We start from the raw sequence: 16192 nt of genomic DNA on the forward strand, positions 1-16192 counted from the left end.
CTCCGCGTTCTCCGAGGATCACCTACGCAGCACCCGTTCGAGGAGAGCGCTTTCGGTCACGGTTGCCGCAGGCGGATCCCGCGTCTCGGTGCCCTCCGCGACGCAGGCCCCGGCCGGGGGCGGTGGACCTTGATGTTCGCGCTGTCATCGATCAGCTGCGCGGTCCTGGGCGGCTCACCCGGGGGCCGGGACGTTCGCCGCGAAGCCGCGCGCGACGTTGCCGGCGGGGTCGAAGTCGACGGCGACGTACGTGTGGCCGCTCGTGGTCTTCGCCAGCCCCACGCCGATCCTGCGTGAGGACTTCCACACCAGCTGCGTGAACAGGCCCCACTGGCGGAACGTGCTCATGTCGGGCTCGCGGCCGAAGTACGTGTATTCCTTGATCTGGTCGTACCAGGCGTCGGCGACGGCGGCTCCGCTCGGGGTCGCACCGGTCGAACTCCACGCGAGGTACAGGTTCTCGCCGTACTTGTTGGTGGGCCGGTGCTCCAGCCGACCGTTCGATGCCATGGTCGTGGCCCACTCCTGGGCCCAGCGGCCGATCTCCGCGTCGAGGGCCAGCGGTGGACAACCGTGCCGGGCGCGGAGGAAGTTCGCCCGGTCCAGCAGCTGCTTGTCGAAGCCCGGGTCGGCGGACGCCGGAGCGGCGGGCGGGGCCTGCGTCAGGGTGGCGACCGCGGCCGCCGCCGTGGTGAGGCCGTAGCGGAGGGCAGTACGCCGGTTCACCGTGTTCGTCATCGAGAAGACGTTGCCCCCGGCGGGTCCGACGAAATCGCGGCTCACGAGTGGTTTATCGGCCTCTTCGGCAGTCGTCGGACGCACCGGGCGTCGAGTGAGCGTCATGAACGGGAGAGGTGATGACGCCGAACGGTGTTCCCCGAGGTGACGCCGGGAGCACCGACGGTCTCGGCGACGTCGGCGTCGGGCCGACGCGGTGGATCTGGTGGAGGCCGATGCGCTCGGTGCCGATCCACACGTCTTCGCGGCGGTCCTTCACGGCTTTGCCGGCGGTCTCCTCCGAGACGCCTCCGGAGTACGCGGGCCGCGTTCCACGGCACCGGGGGGAGAGGAACCCCGGCCGCCGCACGGCCGGGGTTCCTCGGTGAGGTCGGTCAGCAGGTCCGCGCAAGGTCAGCGCTGCAGGGTGAGGACACCCGGCCGCCACGGCAGTTGGTCGTAAGGCCCACTGGCGGTGGGGGACTTGCCCTGGTAGAGGAACTGCAGGTTGCAGGGGTCGATGGTCATGGTCTGGTCGGGGTTGCTGCGGACCAGGTCACCGTGGCTGATGTCGTTGGTCCAGGTGGCACCGCTGTTGGCCTTGCCCGCGAAGGGGTTGCTCTCGGTGGCGGCCTGCGGGGTCCACGAGCCGTTCAGGCTGGAGGCGGTGAAGGAGCGGAAGTAGCGCTGCTCGTTCGCACCCCGGGCTTCGACGATCATGAGGTACTGGTTCTGGCCCTTGACCTTGTAGACCTGCGGCGCCTCGAACAGGTTCTTCGTGGTGTCGCTCATGACGGTGGTGTACGAGGAGCCGAAGTTGCCCGGGAAGTTGCCGATCGGCATGCTCGCCCGGTAGATCTTGCCGTTGTCACCGGCGAAGAACAGGTACATGTTCTGGCTGTCGGCGATCAGGGTCTGGTCGATCGGCCCGGTGCCGGAGTCGGGGAGGCTTCCGGTGAACAGGGGCTGCGGCGCGGACCAGCCGTTGGGGTTGGTGGGGTCGCTCGACGTGCGGTAGATGAAGGGCCAGGCACCCCACTGGTAGGCCAGCACCCAGATGTTCTTGGGCGCGAAGTAGAACAGCGTGGGCGCGACCGCGGCCTGGCTCATCCCGGTCTGGCCGGCCGACGCCATGTCCGACCAGTTCGTGAAGGGGCGGAACATCATCGAGCCGTACGACGATCCGGACACGTTCGACGCGTAGACCAGGTGCTGGCCGTTGTGTGTCACGGTGGTGAAGTCCTTCACCGCCGCCCACCCGTTCGCCGGCTGTGCCAGCACGCCCGTCGACGACCACCGGTACGTCGACGGCAGAGAACACGTGCCGCCCCCCGACGCGGACAGGCCGGTCCACTTCTGGTTGCTGCCGCCGTTGCACGCCCCGATCTGCACCGCCGTGCCATTGGCCGTACCGGCGCCCGCGGCCTCCAGGCACAGCCCGGACTCGACGCCGACGACCGTGCCGTCGGAGTTGACCCGCCACTGCTGGTTCGCGCCACCGGAACAGGACCAGATCTGCACTCGGGTTCCGGCCGTGGTGGAGTGACCCGGGACGTCCAGACACTTGTTGCCGTACACGGTGAGCTGGTTGCTGTCCGTCAGCGTCCACTGCTGGTTGGTCCCGCCCCAGCAGTCGTGGATCTGCAGAAGCGTGCCGTCGGTCTGGCCCGCTCCCACCACGTCGAGGCACCGGTTGGAACCAACTCCTCGCAAGGCGCCGGTGGAAGCCGCCTGGGCCGGGGTGGCGACGAGCATCCCCGCCAACGCGACCAGGACCGCGACCGCGGCGGCGAGCACCGCAGACGGATGCCTGCGGCTGAAACTTCCTCTGTGCATGGACACTTCCCAACCTTGAGTGGGCGGTTCCGGTCGACCTCGTCAGAGGTCGACCGGACTGTCGGTGCAGTGCGGTGCAACGGGCCGGTGCGGCGGCCGTGTCGCGTTCGCTATTTCGAACGAAGGTCGAAATAGCGTCAGGGTGAAGGGTAGGGAACCGGTGAACGGCGTCAATACCTCTCGCATGCGTCGGTACTGAATCCGAAACATTCGCCAGAGAAAACCGACGCGCGCGCCACCCCCGTCGGCTCACCGACCGCTCCGATCACGTCTGGCTCGATCCGCCACCTCCCCGCCTCTCGGGGTCGTCGCGCCGACCGGCTCCACCTGAGGTCGTCCACTCACGGGGCGTGGGTCCGTGTCCTGCCCCCCGGCCAGCATCCCGAAAGTTTCGTCCCAGCAGCGGAAACTTTTTCTGCGAGGAGTGTTGACGATGCATCGTCAACACCTCAATCATTCCTGCCTGAGAGTCGGCCGCAGCTCGATATGTCGAACCACCTCGATCCTGGGCAGTCCGTGCCGCACCGCAGAGCCGCGTACCACTGCACACACGGACGAGTCCGCGCTGCCCGGGCTCCGGCCCGCCCCGCCCCGCCCGTACGTCTGCCGAATGGATGCGGATGACGCACTCCCCCGCGCTCCAGTCCTTCCATGATCCCTACCTTGGAGGCACAGTCATGGGCTCGTACGCCCTTCCCAGACCCGTTGTCCGCCGGAAGATCCGCGCCCTGCTGTTAGGGCTGTTCGTCGGCGTCCTGGGTTCGGTCGCCGCGCTGGTCGCGCCGCCGACCGCACACGCCGCCGAGAGCACGCTCGGCGCCGCGGCGGCGCAGAGCGGCCGCTACTTCGGCACCGCCATCGCCTCGGGCAGACTGAGCGACTCGACGTACACGTCGATCGCGAGCCGCGAGTTCAACTCGGTGACGGCCGAGAACGAGATGAAGATCGACGCCACCGAACCGCAGCGCGGCCAGTTCAACTTCACCGCCGCTGATCGCGTCTACAACTGGGCGGTGCAGAACGGCAAGCAGGTGCGCGGCCACACCCTGGCCTGGCACTCCCAGCAGCCCGGCTGGATGCAGAGCCTCAGCGGCAGCCAGCTGCGCCAGGCGATGATCGACCACATCAACGGCGTGATGGCTCACTACAAGGGCAAGATCGCCCAGTGGGACGTCGTGAACGAGGCGTTCGCGGACGGCAGTTCGGGCGCCCGGCGGGACTCCAACCTGCAACGCACGGGCAACGACTGGATCGAGGTCGCCTTCCGTACCGCGCGCGCCGCCGACCCGGCGGCGAAGCTCTGCTACAACGACTACAACGTCGAGAACTGGACCTGGGCGAAGACCCAGGCCATGTACGCCATGGTCCGGGACTTCAAGCAGCGCGGCGTGCCGATCGACTGCGTCGGCTTCCAGTCGCACTTCAACAGCGGCAGCCCGTACAACAGCAACTTCCGCACCACGCTGCAGAACTTCGCCGCCCTCGGCGTCGACGTGGCCATCACCGAACTCGACATCCAGGGCGCCCCGGCCTCGACCTACGCCAGCGTGACCAACGACTGCCTGGCCGTCCCGCGCTGCCTCGGCATCACCGTCTGGGGCGTACGCGACACCGACTCGTGGCGATCCGATCAGACGCCGCTGCTGTTCAACGGGGACGGCAGCAAGAAGCCCGCCTACACCGCCGTCCTCAACGCGCTCAACGGCGGCTCCTCCACGCCCCCCGCGGGTTCCGGACAGATCAAGGGCGTCGGTTCGGGCCGCTGCCTGGACGTGCCCGGCAGCAGCACCACCGACGGCACCCAGCTCCAGCTGTGGGACTGCAACACCGGCACCAACCAGCAGTGGACGTACACCGACGCCGGCGAGCTGAGGGTCTACGGCAACAAGTGCCTGGACGCCGCCGGCACCGGCAACGGCTCCAAGGTCCAGATCTACAGCTGCTGGGGCGGCGACAACCAGAAATGGCGCCTCAACTCCGACGGGTCCATCGTCGGCGTCCAGTCCGGCCTCTGCCTCGACGCCGTCGGAGCCGGCACCGCCAACGGCACTCTGATCCAGCTGTACTCCTGCTCGAACGGCAGCAACCAGCGCTGGACCCGCACCTGAGGGGACCTGCCGCGATCGAAACAGCGATGACGGCCTACGGGACGGCTTCTCCCGCCCCCGCAGGAAGGCATCGTTGATGGTCCGGGGTCGCCGCCGTGACGGCGGCGACCCCGGCGATCGGCATGCCCCGAGCCTTCCACCTCACAGCCCGTCAGCCTGACTGTGCCGCAGGGCCCGGTGAGCCGTACCGCTCGGGTACGGTCCACCGGGCCACCGGTCCCGCGGAGTCGCCGCGGTCAGCCGTCAGCTGCAACCGCTGTTGTTCTTGTAGCTCGCGTAGTGCCAGACGTTCTTGTGGTAGAAGCGGTACTTGCCGCTCGCGGTGCGGTAGATGTCGAAGTAGTAGCGCGAACCGTGGTACCGCAGCTTGTACTTGGTGGCGTCGGTGGATCCGGTGCTCCGGTACTCCAGCTCGCCCGCCCTGGTGCTGGGGTTCCACTTGTCGTCGGCCGCGCCGAAGGTCTTGGTGCCGACCTTGCCGTCCTGGGTCAGGCCCCAGGCCTTCTGCAGCTGCTTGGTGGCGTACGCGGTGTTCGCGCCGTACTTGCCGTCGATGTCGTCCCAGTCGAACTGGGTTCCGTTGCTCTCCTTGACGCCCTCGGCGTACAGGATGATCTGCCACAGGCAGGTCGCGTTGGTGTCCTTGTACGACGTGGTCGACAGCGTGCCCTCGTCGGCGAAGTCGTCGTAGAACGAGCCGCCGCCGTTGACGTAGCCGCTGGAGGCGGACGCCGAGGCCGGCGAGGCGCTCACCGCGAGCGCGCCGGCGACGGCGGCGCTCACGGCGGCGGTGGCCAGGCGGGTGCGGGTGTTACCGAAGTTCATTCAGGTCCCCCGTAGAAGGTTTGCAGTGTGTTTACCTGATCATGATGCCAGGGCCTCCGGTGGTGGAGAAACGAGTGGTGGGCGGCACCGTGGGCCCGTGTGCGCCGCCGTCACGTCCCCCGTCCGGTGGAGGCGGCGCGCGATGGGGCCGGCCCGGGGGAATCCTGTCGACGGCAGCGGCGGGTGGCGGGCAGGAGGCGGACGGGATGCGGCAGGCGCGACAGGGGGTCCGGGCCGGCACGGTGGCGAGGGCCGGCTCGCGGCGCAGCGCACGGGCACGGCCACGGCAGGCCGCGAGCGTCGGCCGGCGGACGGACGTGCGTCGTGCCTGAGCTGCCCGACGTCGAGGGATTCCGGAGGGTGCTGGAGTCCTGTGCGCGAGGACGGGTCGTCCGACGCGTCGACGTGCGCGACACGGGCGTCCTGCACGGCGTCAGCGCGCGACGGCTGCGCGGCGCACTGGAAGGCCGGCGGTTCGGCAAGCCGGAGCGGCACGGGAAGTGGCTGCTCGCCCGCACCGGCGACGGGCCCACTCTCATGCTCCACTTCGGCATGACCGGCCGGCTGATCTGCGCCGATCCCGACGATGCGCTGGATCCCCACGACCGCGTCCTGTTCACCTTGGCGGGCGGCCGGCAGGTGCGCTACCGCGACCAGCGCAAACTCCAGGGCCTCTGGCTGGCCGACGACGACTCCGCCGTCGCCCGGCTCCTGGAGCGCCAGGGGCCCGACGCGATGGCGGTGAGCCGCGAGGAGTTCGAGACCGCGCTGGCCGGGCGCCGCGGCCACATCAAGACCGCCCTCACCGACCAGTCCGTCCTGGCCGGCCTCGGCAATCTGCTCGCCGACGAGATCCTGTGGCTCGCCGGGCTACGCCCCGACCGCCGGGCGAGCGACCTCGGCCCGGCCGACCGCCGGCGCCTGTACACCCGGATGCGCCGCACGCTCCGCGCCGCGGTCGCCGCCGGCTGCGTCCCGCCGCGCGACTCCTGGCTCACCGGCCACCGCGACGACCCCGACCCGGTCTGTCCCCGCTGCGGCTTCCCCCTGCGCCGGACCCGGATGTCCGGTCGCGGCACGGTGTGGTGCCCGCGGTGCCAGCCGAGCGGGTCCTGACCGGAACCAGTGCTGCGGCCCCGTCCTCCCGAAGGAGGACGGGGCCGTTCTCGTCGTGGGCGAGGACCCGCCGGCATCACCGCGGCGGTGTCTGCCGGTGAGCGCGGGACCCGGCCGACAGCGGGTCAGGACTCCACGGCGGCCGCCCGCTGGAACCGGGCGTAGACCCAGGCGCTGTCCGTCTGGCCCTCGGGGACGTTGAAGGCGGTCGCCGTCTGCGTCTCCCCCATCCTCCGGAAGCCGGTGATCTCCACGTCGTACTCGACGTTGTCGACGTACACCTTCTCCGGCACGTGGAACTCCTGCAGGAGGACCACGTCGTTCGGGTGCGGGCCTTGGTTGGGTGTCTCGTCATGACGGAAACGCACATTGATGTCGCGGTCGAAATTTCCGTTCTCGAAGTGCACCTTGACGGTGAGGTACACCCAGAACTGCGACTGCCCCGACAGCAGAATCGGGTAGTTGTAGTGTGTGAACTTGCCTATCGGGAATTCCCGGCCGTTGAGGATCGCCTCCATCGGGTGGCCTTCGAAGTCATAGCCGCTCACATTGCCGCCGGAGGCCGGCTGCCCCCACCTGATCCGGCCGGTGTTCACTCCCGTGAGACCCGGAAGGTTCGCACTGGTCCCCGTGAATTTTCCGCTGGTCTCGATAAGCCCCATCGCGGGATTCCCCTTTCCCTGGGCTTCGCCGAACGAGTTCCCCGCCGTATTGATCCCGGGTTCCGGGATCAATGCGCCCCACTCTATGAGGGTGAGGCAGGGGCGATGAAACGAGAAAACAGGACAAATACACACGGTGCCGACCAGGGCGTCGGCCCTCGCCTGCGGGAAGCGCCGCCCCGGCCGTAGCGGACCTGGCGGATCGCCTCCGACCTGCTCGCGGCGTCCCGGATCCAGTGGGGCCCGGTGACCCCGGCGACGGTGCCAAAGGGGCGGTGACCGGCCGACAGGGCACCGCGCCTGTCGTGCACCGACCGCGCGCGAGGGGTTCGATTCAGGTCAATTACCCCTGGCCGCCTTGGCCATTGATTGACTATCTCTTTACTTTCGAAGCTCGAATGGGTGATCATCAGGCAATCCTTCGTGACCACGTGCCAGGTCCCGTCCCGCCGCGGGAGGTCCCGGCGACGACCTCCCGAACAGGAGTCCCATGCCCACGTCCGCAGCCCACGCCCTCGCGGGCATCGCCGCCGAACAGGCGCCCGACGCCGAGGAGTTGCTCGGCTCGGCCTTGTACGAGGAGGTGGTGCGGCACTTCTCGGCCGAGCCCGGCGCTCCGTCCGCGTCCGTCGTCCGGCACCAGGTCCGCGAGTGCCTGCGCTACCTCTATCTCGTCTCCCGCCACCCCGACCGGCTCGGCGGCCTCTTCCTGCCGGTCGAGCAGGACATCGACGAGATCTGGCACTACCTCATCCTGCAGACCCACGAGTACCGCGACCTGTGCGAGAACCGGCTGCCCGGCGGGCACTTCATCCACCACCGCAGCATCTCCTACGACGCCTACCAGGAAGCCCCCGGGCGGGAGGCCGTCGCCGAGGAGGCCCTGCGCTGGATCCCCCTCTACACCGCCGCGTTCGGCCCCTTCGACGCCGACGCCCTGCCGCACTGGACGATCGTGCGGTTCCTGCACCACGAACTCGGCCTGTCCCTGGGTGAGATATCCGCCCTGGGCGAAGACGCTCAGTCGCCCGACGGCCCGACGGCCTCGGAGCGGGATCGCACGTGACGCAGACGGCCCCGCCGACCGCGGCGGAATACTCCCGGGAACAGCGCCGCGCCCTGCGGGTGATCGTCGTCTCGCAGGTGCTCGGCGGCGCCGGCATGGCGGCCGGCATCACGGTCGGCGCGCTGCTCGCCGAGGACCTGCTCGGCTCGACCAGCCTGGCGGGGCTGCCGGCCGCGCTCTTCACCATCGGCGCGGCCCTGGGAGCCGCGGTCCTCGGGCGCGTCTGTCAGCGCTTCGGGCGCCGCCCGGGTCTTGCGCTCGGCAACGCGGTCGCGGCACTGGGCAGCGCGGGCGTGGTGGCGGGAGCCGCCGCACGCTGGCCGGTCCTGTTGCTGACCGCGCTCTTCGTGTACGGCGCGGGTACGGTCACGGGGCTGCTGGCGCGGTACGCGGGTGCCGACCTCGCCCCGCCCGAGCGACGCGGCCGGGCCTCCGGAACCGTGCTGTTCGCCATGACCCTGGGCGCGGTCGCGGGCCCCAACCTGATCGGCCCCACCGGCAGTCTCGCCGACGCCTGGGGCCTGCCACGGCTGACGGGCCCCTTCCTGCTGGCGGTGGCCGCCTACACCGCCGCGGCCCTGGTGCTGCTGGTGTGGCTGCGCCCGGATCCACTGCTTCTGACACAGCCGCGGGAAACCGGCGCTGGCGTGGCCGGGCCCGGCAGCGGTCCCCACGGTCCCGGGCGCGCCGCTCCCGGTGTCATCACCGGTGCCACCGTCATGATCACCGCGCAGCTGGTGATGATCACCGTGATGACCATGACGCCCGTCCACATGACCGCCCACGGCCATGGGACCCAGGCGGTGGGTCTGGTGATCGCCCTGCACGTGGGCGCGATGTTCCTGCCGTCCCCACTGAGCGGTCTGCTCGCGGACCGGATCGGCGGGCGGCGGGTCGGCGCCGCGGCCGGCGTCGTCCTGCTGGGCGCTGGCCTGTCCGCGGCCCTCGCCCCACCGGCCTCCACCACACTGCTGGCCTGCACGCTGGTCCTGCTCGGCGTCGGCTGGAACCTGGCCCTGCTGGGCGGCACGGCCCTGATCACGGACGCCGCCCCCGCGGAGAACCGGGCCGCGGTGCAGGGCATGGCGGACGTGGGGATGTCCGTGGCCGGTGCGACGGGCGGCATGGTCTCGGGCCTGGTGGTGGGCGGCAGCGGTTACCCCACTCTGGCGACGGCGGCAGGGGCCCTCGCCCTCGCGGTGATCCCGGCGGTGGCGCTCAGCAACGGGCGCCGGCGCGGGTGAAACAGGCGTCCACATCCGGTCCGCCAGGTGATCCGGAAGAACAGGAGACCCCGATGGTTACCACCTCCGGCCCGCAGGCCGCCGCCCGCCCGGTCGACGCCGTCGTCGTCGGCGCCGGTCTCTCCGGCCTCTACCAGCTCCACCGGCTGCGGCAGCTCGGCCTGACGGCGATGGTCCTCGAAGCGGGTGACGACATCGGCGGAACCTGGTACTGGAACCGGTATCCCGGAGCCCGCTGCGACATAGAGAGCATGTCCTACTCCTATTCCTTCTCCCCGGAACTGGACCAGGAGTGGGAGTGGAGCGAACGGTACGCCTCCCAGCCGGAGATCCTGCGGTACATCCACCACGTCGCCGACCGGTTCGACCTGCGCGGGGACGTCATGCTGCGCACCCGGGTCACCCGCGCCGTGTACGACCAGGACAGTCACCTCTGGCACCTGTCCACGGACACCGGGCTGGCCGTCACCGCCCGGTTCGTCATCCTGGCGACGGGCTGCATGTCGGTCCCCAAGGACCCTGGCATACCCGGCGCCGACAGCTTCACGGGCGCCGTCCACCACACCGCCCGGTGGCCGCGTGAGGACGTCTCCTTCGCCGGCAAGCGGGTCGCCGTGATCGGTACCGGCTGCTCGGGCGTCCAGGCCATCCCCGTCATCGCCGACGAGGCGGCTTCCCTCACCGTCTTCCAGCGCACCCCGGCCTACGTGCTGCCGGCGCACAACCGCCCGCTGCGGCCCGCGGAGATCGCACAGCTCAAGGCCCGCTACCCCGAATTCCGGCGGGCCCAACGGCTCTCCCGGGGCGGAACCGTCTTCGAGCCGCCGACCCGGTCGGCCCTGGAGGCGGACGAGACCGAGCGCACGGCCGCCTACGAGGCCGCCTGGGACGAGGGCTTCCTGAACGGACTGCTGCGCACCTACACCGACATCCTGACCGACGAGAAGGCCAACGAGACCGTGGCGGAGTTCGTCCGGTCCAAGATCCGGTCGATCGTCGACGACCCCGCGACGGCCGAACTGCTCTCCCCGCGCACGTACCCGTTCGCGACCAAGCGCCCCTGTCTGGGCACCGACTACTACGCCACCTACAACCTGCCGCACGTGTCGCTGGTCGACCTGCGCACGACTCCGATCGAGACGATCACGCCCCGGGGCATCCGGACCTCGGACGGGGAGCACGTCCTCGACATGATCGTCTTCGCCACCGGCTTCGACGCCCTGACGGGCTCTCAGCTCTCCATCGACATCGTGGGCAAGGGCGGCGTGCCCCTCCGCGACAGGTGGGCGGAAGGTCCCCGGAACTATCTGGGGCTCGTCACGGCCGGTTTCCCCAACCTCTTCACCGTCCTGGGTCCGCTCAGCCCGTCCGTGCTCACCAACATCGCGGTGTCCCTGGAACAGCAGGTCGAGTGGATCACCGACTGCATCGCCCACCTGCGGCGGAACGGCATCACGGAGATCGACGCCGCCCCGGATGCCGAGGCGGACTGGGGCGTCCACGTGGCGGAGGTTGCCGACCGTACGCTCTACCCCGCGGTGGACTCCTGGTACACGGGAGCGAACGTCCCGGGCAAACCCCGCGTGTTCCTCGCCTACGCGGGCGGGTTGGACCGGTACCGGGAGCAGTGCGACACCGTGGCCCGGAACGGCTACACCGGCTTCCTCCTCTCCTCCTGAGAGCAGCAGGCGGAGCACCGGCCGTGGGCACCGCACCACGGCCGGTTCAGCCGGTACGGGTCCGTCTGTCACCGCCGCGGCCGGTGCGCCCCTGCGCACCGACCGCTTCCGCTCCGGTCGATGTCCCCGCCGGCGCTGCGTCAGGTGGCGCAGCACTCGGGCGACATCACTCTCCCTACCGGATCGGTTCGGCCCGAACATGCCGCCCACCGACCGCATCCGGGACCACGCCGGCCAGGCGCGCGGACCGGGCACGCCGACTCGCCGGCCTCGTGCGTCACCGGTTCCCCACCGGGAGCGGGAGAAGCCGCCCGGTCCGGCGTCTCAGCCAGTGGCCAGCTCTCCGAGCAGCTTCCAGGTGCGGCGCCGGTCGGCCTCACCACCGAGGTCCGTCGTGGTGAACACCACCTCCGTCGCCCCGGCCTCGCGGTAGCGCCGTACCTCGGCGGCGACGGCCTCCTCGTCCCCGATCACGGCCAGGTCGGCGGCCCGGGTGCCCCCGGACAGCTCGATCACCCGCTGGTAGGAGGGGAACCGCTCGTAGAACGCGAGCGCCTCGGTCGCGCTCTCCCGCACGGCCTCGGGGTCCGCGGTGACCACGCCGGGCACGAACGCCACGATGCGCGGCGCCGGCCGGCCTGCCGCCTCGGCCGCCGCGGTGACGGCCGGGACGATGTGCTCGGCGAGCGCGCGCGGGCCGGCCAGGTACGGGAGGATGCCGTCCGCGAGTGCACCGGCGACGCGAAGCGCCTGTGGTCCCATGGCGGCGACCAGGACGGGCACCGGCGGTTCGGCGCCCGGCACCGTCGCCGGCAAGGGTGTGGTGGCGGTCAGCAGCTCTCCGTGGAAGTCGGCGCTGCCCGTCTCGACGAGTTGGCGCAGGGCTGTGAGGAACTCCCGGAGCAGGCGGATGGGGCGCTCGTACGGGATGCCGAAGCCGGCTTCCGTCAGCTGCTTCGTGCCGAGCGCGAGCCCTAGGTGGTAGCGGCCGCCGGTGGCCGCCTGGGCTGTTTGGGCCTGGCCGGCGAGGAGAAGCGGATGGCGGCCGAAGACGGGGACCGCAGATGTTCCGACGTGCAGCCCGGGCACTTCGCGGCCGACGATCGCGGCGAGCGAGGGCGAGTCGTACGAGAAGGTCTGCCCGAACCACGCAGAACGCAGCCCGGCCTCGTGGGCTTCCCGCGCGAGCTGCACCAGGGTGTCGATCCGGTGCTGAAGAGGGAGCGCTAATCCGATGGTCATACCCAGAGCAACCGGCATGCTCACGACCGGCATTCCTGGCCGTGTATGACAAGTGCGTTGCCGGCACGTAACACCGGCCCGCCCTCCGCCTGCGGCTGCTGTAGAAATGGGCCTCATGATGTCCGAGTGCTTGGTGCGACGCCTGGTCATCGACCTGTGCCGGCGCCCGGGCTCGTGTTGTTGCTGATCCGGCCCGCTACGCGCCCTGCCGTGCGGTGAGGTCACCCGCACCAGGACGGTTGCCGCGCCCCTGTCTCAGGGGTCGTTCTCTCCCCTTTCGTTCGGCGTCACTGCCGCTCGGGTCCGGCCACCCCTGCCGGTCGCCGGCAGCAGCTCACGTCCCCGCGCCCAAGGAGGACGACGCGTGTCCACCTCTCCTGCTCCAGCGACATCCGATGACATGACGTCACCCGCCGGCGTGCCAGTGCCGCCCGCACCGCGTCCGCCGGCGCGGGGCGCGTGGGCGCGCGTGCGCCATGGCGCGCTGCCGTTCGGTTCCCTCCTGCTGGCCCTCGCCCTGTGGCAGCTGCTGGCGGCGAGCGGAACGTGGAGCGAGACGCTGGTTCCGCCGCCCGCCAGGGTGTGGGACGCGTTCGTCGACGTGTCCACGACGCACGACGGCGTACGCGGCTACAACGGCACCTACCTCATCGAGCACCTCGGCATCAGCCTGCGCCGCATCGCGATCGGAGCCGGTGTCGGCATCGCACTCGGGGTGCTGTTCGGGCTGCTCATGGGCACAGTCGGCTGGATGCGTTCGCTGTTCGAGCCCTGGATCACCTTCCTGCGGACGCTGCCGCCCCTGGCGTACTTCTCGCTGCTCGTCATCTGGCTGGGCATCGACGAGGAGCCGAAGGTCACCCTGCTGGCCATGGCCGCCTTCCCGCCCGTCGCCGTGTCCACCACCACGGCCGTCGCGGCCGTGCCCACGAGCCTGGTCGAGGCCGCCCGCGCGCTCGGCGCGTCGCGGTGGGACGTCGTCAGGGACGTCGTCGTACCGTCCGCGCTGCCGGAGACTCTCACCGGGGTCCGGCTCGCCGTGGGCGTGGCCTACTCCTCCCTCGTCGCCGCCGAGCTGGTCAACGGCCTGCCCGGCATCGGCGGCATGGTCAAGGACGCCGCCAACTACAACAACACCCCGGTGGTGCTGGTCGGCATCATCGCCATCGGCGTCTCAGGCCTGATCATCGACGGCCTGCTGCTGCGGCTGGAACGCGCTGTCGTGCCGTGGCGCGGTCGCGCGTAGAACCCTGTCCCCCGTGCACAGAAACGGCTCCGCCATGTCCCGTGTCCCCCCAGGTCCGTCCCGCCGTCTCCTCCTCGCCGGTGCTCTGGCCGCCGTGTCCGCGGCCGTCACCGGCTGCTCCCCGGACAGCGAGGCGTCGACGTCCGGCGGCTCCAAGCGGCTGCGCATCGGCTACTTCGCCTTCCCCAGCGGCGACGTGATCGTGAAGAGCAGGAAGCTGCTGGAGCAGGCGCTGCCGGACTACAGGATCACCTGGATCAAGTTCGACTCCGGTGCCGGCGTCAACCAGGCCTTCATCGGCAAGTCCCTCGACATCGCCGCGCTGGGCTCCAGCCCGTTCGCCCGCGGGGTGTCCGGCAGCTCGCCCATCCCGTACAAGGTCGCGTGGATCCTGGACGTCGCGGGCGAGAACGAGGCCCTCGTGGCGCGCAAGGCCACCGGCATCACCGACGTCGCCGGGCTCAGGGGCAGGAAGATAGCCACTCCCTTCGCCTCCACCTCGCACTACAGTCTGCTGGCGGCGCTGGAGACGGCCGGCCTCGGTCCGTCCGACGTCCAGCTGATCGACCTGCAGCCGCAGCCGATCCTCGCCGCCTGGCAGCGGGGCGACATCGACGCCGCCTACGTCTGGCTGCCGACCCTGGACGAGCTGCGCACGACCGGTACGCAGCTCACCAGCAGCAAGGAGGTCGGCGCGGCGGGCCGGCCGACCCTCGACCTGGCCGTCGTGTCGGACGATCTGATCGCCAGGGACCCGCAGGCCATCGCCGCCTGGCGCAAGGCGGAGGCCAAGGCCCTGCGCCTGCTCAAGTCCGACCCCGACGGCTCGGTCGACGCTGTCGCGGCCGAGCTCGGCATCAGCGTCGCGGACGCCAGGGCGCAGCTGGCGCAGGGGGTGTTCCTCACTCCGGAGCAGGTGGTCTCCGCCGACTGGCTGGGCACCGGGAGCAGCCCGGGCAAGCTGCTCACGTACGTGACCGACACGGGGCGGTTCCTGGCCGACCAGAAGCAGATCGATGCCGCACCGTCCGAGGACGCCGTCCGCAAGGCGTTCTATCTCAAGGGGTTGTCCGATGTCCTCGCGTGAGACCACCAAGACGACCGAGGGGCTGGAAGGGGCGGGCACCACGCGCGCCGGATCCGTCCGTCTCGACCGGATCACCCACCGGTACGGCCGGGGCGGCGAGGCCTTCACCGCCGTCGGGCCTGTCGATCTGACCATTCCGGCCGGGGAGTTCCTGGTCCTGGTGGGCGCCTCAGGCTGCGGCAAGAGCACGCTGCTGCGGCTGATCGCCGGCTTCGAACAGCCCACGCAAGGTTCGGTGCGGGTCTCCGGGAGCGAGCCTCGGCCGGGCCGGGCGGCCGGGGTGGTGTTCCAGACGCCGCGGCTGTTCCCGTGGCGGACCGTGCGGGGCAACATCGACCTGGCGCTGCGCTACGCGCGGGTGCCCCGCGCTCAATGGTCCGAGCGGCGCGCGGAGTTGCTGGCCAGAGTCGGCCTGGAGGGCACCGAGAAGCGGCGGGTCTGGGAGATCTCCGGCGGTCAGCGGCAACGCGTCGCCATCGCCCGGGCGCTCGCCGCCGAGAACCCGCTCCTCCTGCTCGACGAGCCGTTCGCGGCGCTGGACGCGCTGACCCGGGAGCGGCTGCAGGAGGATGTCCGCCGGGTGACCGACCGGACCGGGCGGACCACGGTGTTCGTGACGCATTCGGCGGACGAGGCGGTGTTCCTCGGCTCCCGCGTCGTGGTGCTGACCAAGGGCCCGGGGACCGTGGCCCTGGACCTGCCCATCACTCTGCCGCGCGGCGACGTCGACGCCGAGGAGCTGCGCAACTCCCGTGAGTTCGCCGAGCTGCGCGGGCAGGTCTCCCACGCCGTCAAGGCTGCCGCGGCGGCCTGATTCCCGTACCTCCGGAGGGAAGAGCACAAGGTGAGTCGCGACCGGCCCGTCGTGCCGATGGGTTCGCCGGCCGTCCGGGCGCGCGGGCGTGACGTGCGTACGGCGGCCCCGGCGGCAGCGGGAGCGCTGCCCCCGTGGACGATCCCACCGCTGAGCGGCGGTCGCACCTGGTGCCGGGGCAGCTCACAGCGTGCCGAACAGGCGGGCGGCGTTGCGCAGGGCGTGCGTCGCGACCCGCTCGCCGAGGACGAGACCGGCCTCGTCCGCCGAGCGGGTGTGGATGCCGGAATACACCCGGGCGTCCACGTTCTCCTGGGACAGTCGGCTCCAGGCCGTGTACCTGCGGGTCACTCCCGGAGCGGTGGGGCTGGTCAGCTCGAAAGGCGCCGTGCGCGGTCCGACGAGCGCCGAGAGGACGGTTTCCGCGGCGCCCGCGTACGTGTTGTGGCCGCTGGGGTAGTCGGGATGGGCCGGCGTGGTGTGCAGCGGCGTCCACGCGGGGTCGGGGTCGGTCGAACCGGTACGGACGGCCGTGACCGGACGCCACCGC

The 16192-nt window shown here is 70.8% G+C and carries 14 protein-coding genes; 8 read left to right on the plus strand and 6 right to left on the minus strand.

Translation table 11 applies throughout. The features are described 5' to 3' along the window. Positions 1–174: 174 nt before the first annotated feature. Both CCN44_RS26405 and CCN44_RS26410 read right to left on the minus strand, forming a co-directional pair. Positions 175–738, minus strand: coding sequence for a CAP family protein (locus CCN44_RS26405; protein ID WP_158103150.1), 564 nt, complete (start codon positions 736–738; stop codon positions 175–177). A 393-nt stretch (positions 739–1131) separates the two neighbouring features. Then, positions 1132–2553 carry a non-reducing end alpha-L-arabinofuranosidase family hydrolase gene (locus tag CCN44_RS26410; protein WP_086700145.1) on the minus strand — a complete coding sequence of 474 codons (1422 nt, stop codon included), beginning with the start codon at positions 2551–2553 and terminating at the stop codon, positions 1132–1134. A gap of 677 nt (positions 2554–3230) precedes the next feature. Between CCN44_RS26410 and CCN44_RS26420 the strand changes: the two genes are divergently transcribed. Further along, positions 3231–4661, plus strand: coding sequence for an endo-1,4-beta-xylanase (locus CCN44_RS26420; protein WP_086700151.1), 1431 nt, complete (start codon positions 3231–3233; stop codon positions 4659–4661). Positions 4662–4904: 243 nt separating this feature from the next. Here the strand turns inward: CCN44_RS26420 and CCN44_RS26425 are convergent, their stop codons facing one another. Further along, positions 4905–5486, minus strand: coding sequence for a peptidoglycan-binding domain-containing protein (locus tag CCN44_RS26425; RefSeq protein ID WP_086700153.1), 582 nt, complete (start codon positions 5484–5486; stop codon positions 4905–4907). A 324-nt stretch (positions 5487–5810) separates the two neighbouring features. Between CCN44_RS26425 and CCN44_RS26430 the strand changes: the two genes are divergently transcribed. Further along, positions 5811–6602 (plus strand): Fpg/Nei family DNA glycosylase, encoded by a 792-nt coding sequence (locus CCN44_RS26430; protein ID WP_086700157.1) that lies wholly within the window; start codon positions 5811–5813, stop codon positions 6600–6602. 125 nt (positions 6603–6727) lie between these two features. Here the strand turns inward: CCN44_RS26430 and CCN44_RS26435 are convergent, their stop codons facing one another. After that, positions 6728–7264 (minus strand): choice-of-anchor K domain-containing protein, encoded by a 537-nt coding sequence (locus CCN44_RS26435; RefSeq protein WP_244203966.1) that lies wholly within the window; start codon positions 7262–7264, stop codon positions 6728–6730. A 490-nt stretch (positions 7265–7754) separates the two neighbouring features. On the opposite strand from CCN44_RS26435, the gene CCN44_RS26440 reads away from it, so the two are divergent. Genes CCN44_RS26440 through CCN44_RS26450 form a run of 3 tightly spaced genes read left to right on the plus strand, consistent with a single transcriptional unit; the run spans position 7755 to position 11253 of the window. Beyond that, on the plus strand, positions 7755–8330 hold the full coding sequence (locus tag CCN44_RS26440) for a hypothetical protein (protein ID WP_086700159.1): 576 nt from the start codon (positions 7755–7757) through the stop codon (positions 8328–8330). After that, entirely contained in the window at positions 8327–9574 is a 1248-nt protein-coding gene (locus tag CCN44_RS26445) for an MFS transporter (RefSeq protein ID WP_237481556.1), read from the plus strand. Before CCN44_RS26440 ends, CCN44_RS26445 begins: the two co-directional genes overlap by 4 nt. Positions 9575–9627: 53 nt before the next feature. Beyond that, positions 9628–11253 carry a flavin-containing monooxygenase gene (locus tag CCN44_RS26450; protein ID WP_086700165.1) on the plus strand — a complete coding sequence of 542 codons (1626 nt, stop codon included), beginning with the start codon at positions 9628–9630 and terminating at the stop codon, positions 11251–11253. Positions 11254–11577: 324 nt separating this feature from the next. Here CCN44_RS26450 and CCN44_RS26455 read toward each other — a convergent pair whose 3' ends face one another. After that, positions 11578–12495: a TIGR03564 family F420-dependent LLM class oxidoreductase gene (locus CCN44_RS26455; RefSeq protein WP_059255516.1), complete on the minus strand. Its 918-nt coding sequence runs from the start codon at positions 12493–12495 to the stop codon at positions 11578–11580. Positions 12496–12895: 400 nt separating this feature from the next. Here CCN44_RS26455 and CCN44_RS26460 point away from each other — a divergent pair, with 400 nt between their 5' ends. The 3 genes from CCN44_RS26460 to CCN44_RS26470 are packed head-to-tail and all read left to right on the plus strand — an operon-like array spanning position 12896 to position 15642. Continuing rightward, positions 12896–13741, plus strand: coding sequence for an ABC transporter permease (locus CCN44_RS26460; protein ID WP_208639843.1), 846 nt, complete (start codon positions 12896–12898; stop codon positions 13739–13741). Positions 13742–13775: 34 nt separating this feature from the next. Then, entirely contained in the window at positions 13776–14828 is a 1053-nt protein-coding gene (locus tag CCN44_RS26465) for a taurine ABC transporter substrate-binding protein (RefSeq protein WP_059255521.1), read from the plus strand. Next, positions 14815–15642 (plus strand): ABC transporter ATP-binding protein, encoded by an 828-nt coding sequence (locus CCN44_RS26470; protein ID WP_086700168.1) that lies wholly within the window; start codon positions 14815–14817, stop codon positions 15640–15642. Before CCN44_RS26465 ends, CCN44_RS26470 begins: the two co-directional genes overlap by 14 nt. A gap of 183 nt (positions 15643–15825) precedes the next feature. Here CCN44_RS26470 and CCN44_RS26475 read toward each other — a convergent pair. Beyond that, positions 15826–16192, minus strand: a 367-nt coding sequence (locus CCN44_RS26475; RefSeq protein WP_143649979.1) for a vanadium-dependent haloperoxidase, incomplete at its 5' end; no start/stop codon positions are given.

It is taken from the genome of Streptomyces tricolor, from assembly GCF_002155905.1.
Taxonomy (GTDB): domain Bacteria; phylum Actinomycetota; class Actinomycetes; order Streptomycetales; family Streptomycetaceae; genus Streptomyces; species Streptomyces tricolor.

Excerpts from the sequence above, each read along its gene's own strand:
- CCN44_RS26450 (WP_086700165.1), top strand. The coding sequence starts at position 9,628 with ATGGTTACCACCTCCGGCCCGCAGGCCGCCGCCCGCCCGGTCGACGCC.
- CCN44_RS26440 (WP_086700159.1), top strand. The coding sequence starts at position 7,755 with ATGCCCACGTCCGCAGCCCACGCCCTCGCGGGCATCGCCGCCGAACAG.
- CCN44_RS26460 (WP_208639843.1), top strand. The coding sequence starts at position 12,896 with ATGACGTCACCCGCCGGCGTGCCAGTGCCGCCCGCACCGCGTCCGCCG.
- CCN44_RS26455 (WP_059255516.1), bottom strand. The coding sequence starts at position 12,495 with ATGACCATCGGATTAGCGCTCCCTCTTCAGCACCGGATCGACACCCTG.
- CCN44_RS26405 (WP_158103150.1), bottom strand. The coding sequence starts at position 738 with ATGACGAACACGGTGAACCGGCGTACTGCCCTCCGCTACGGCCTCACC.
- CCN44_RS26425 (WP_086700153.1), bottom strand. The coding sequence starts at position 5,486 with ATGAACTTCGGTAACACCCGCACCCGCCTGGCCACCGCCGCCGTGAGC.
- CCN44_RS26470 (WP_086700168.1), top strand. The coding sequence starts at position 14,815 with ATGTCCTCGCGTGAGACCACCAAGACGACCGAGGGGCTGGAAGGGGCG.
- CCN44_RS26410 (WP_086700145.1), bottom strand. The coding sequence starts at position 2,553 with ATGCACAGAGGAAGTTTCAGCCGCAGGCATCCGTCTGCGGTGCTCGCC.
- CCN44_RS26420 (WP_086700151.1), top strand. The coding sequence starts at position 3,231 with ATGGGCTCGTACGCCCTTCCCAGACCCGTTGTCCGCCGGAAGATCCGC.
- CCN44_RS26435 (WP_244203966.1), bottom strand. The coding sequence starts at position 7,264 with ATGGGGCTTATCGAGACCAGCGGAAAATTCACGGGGACCAGTGCGAAC.
- CCN44_RS26465 (WP_059255521.1), top strand. The coding sequence starts at position 13,776 with ATGTCCCGTGTCCCCCCAGGTCCGTCCCGCCGTCTCCTCCTCGCCGGT.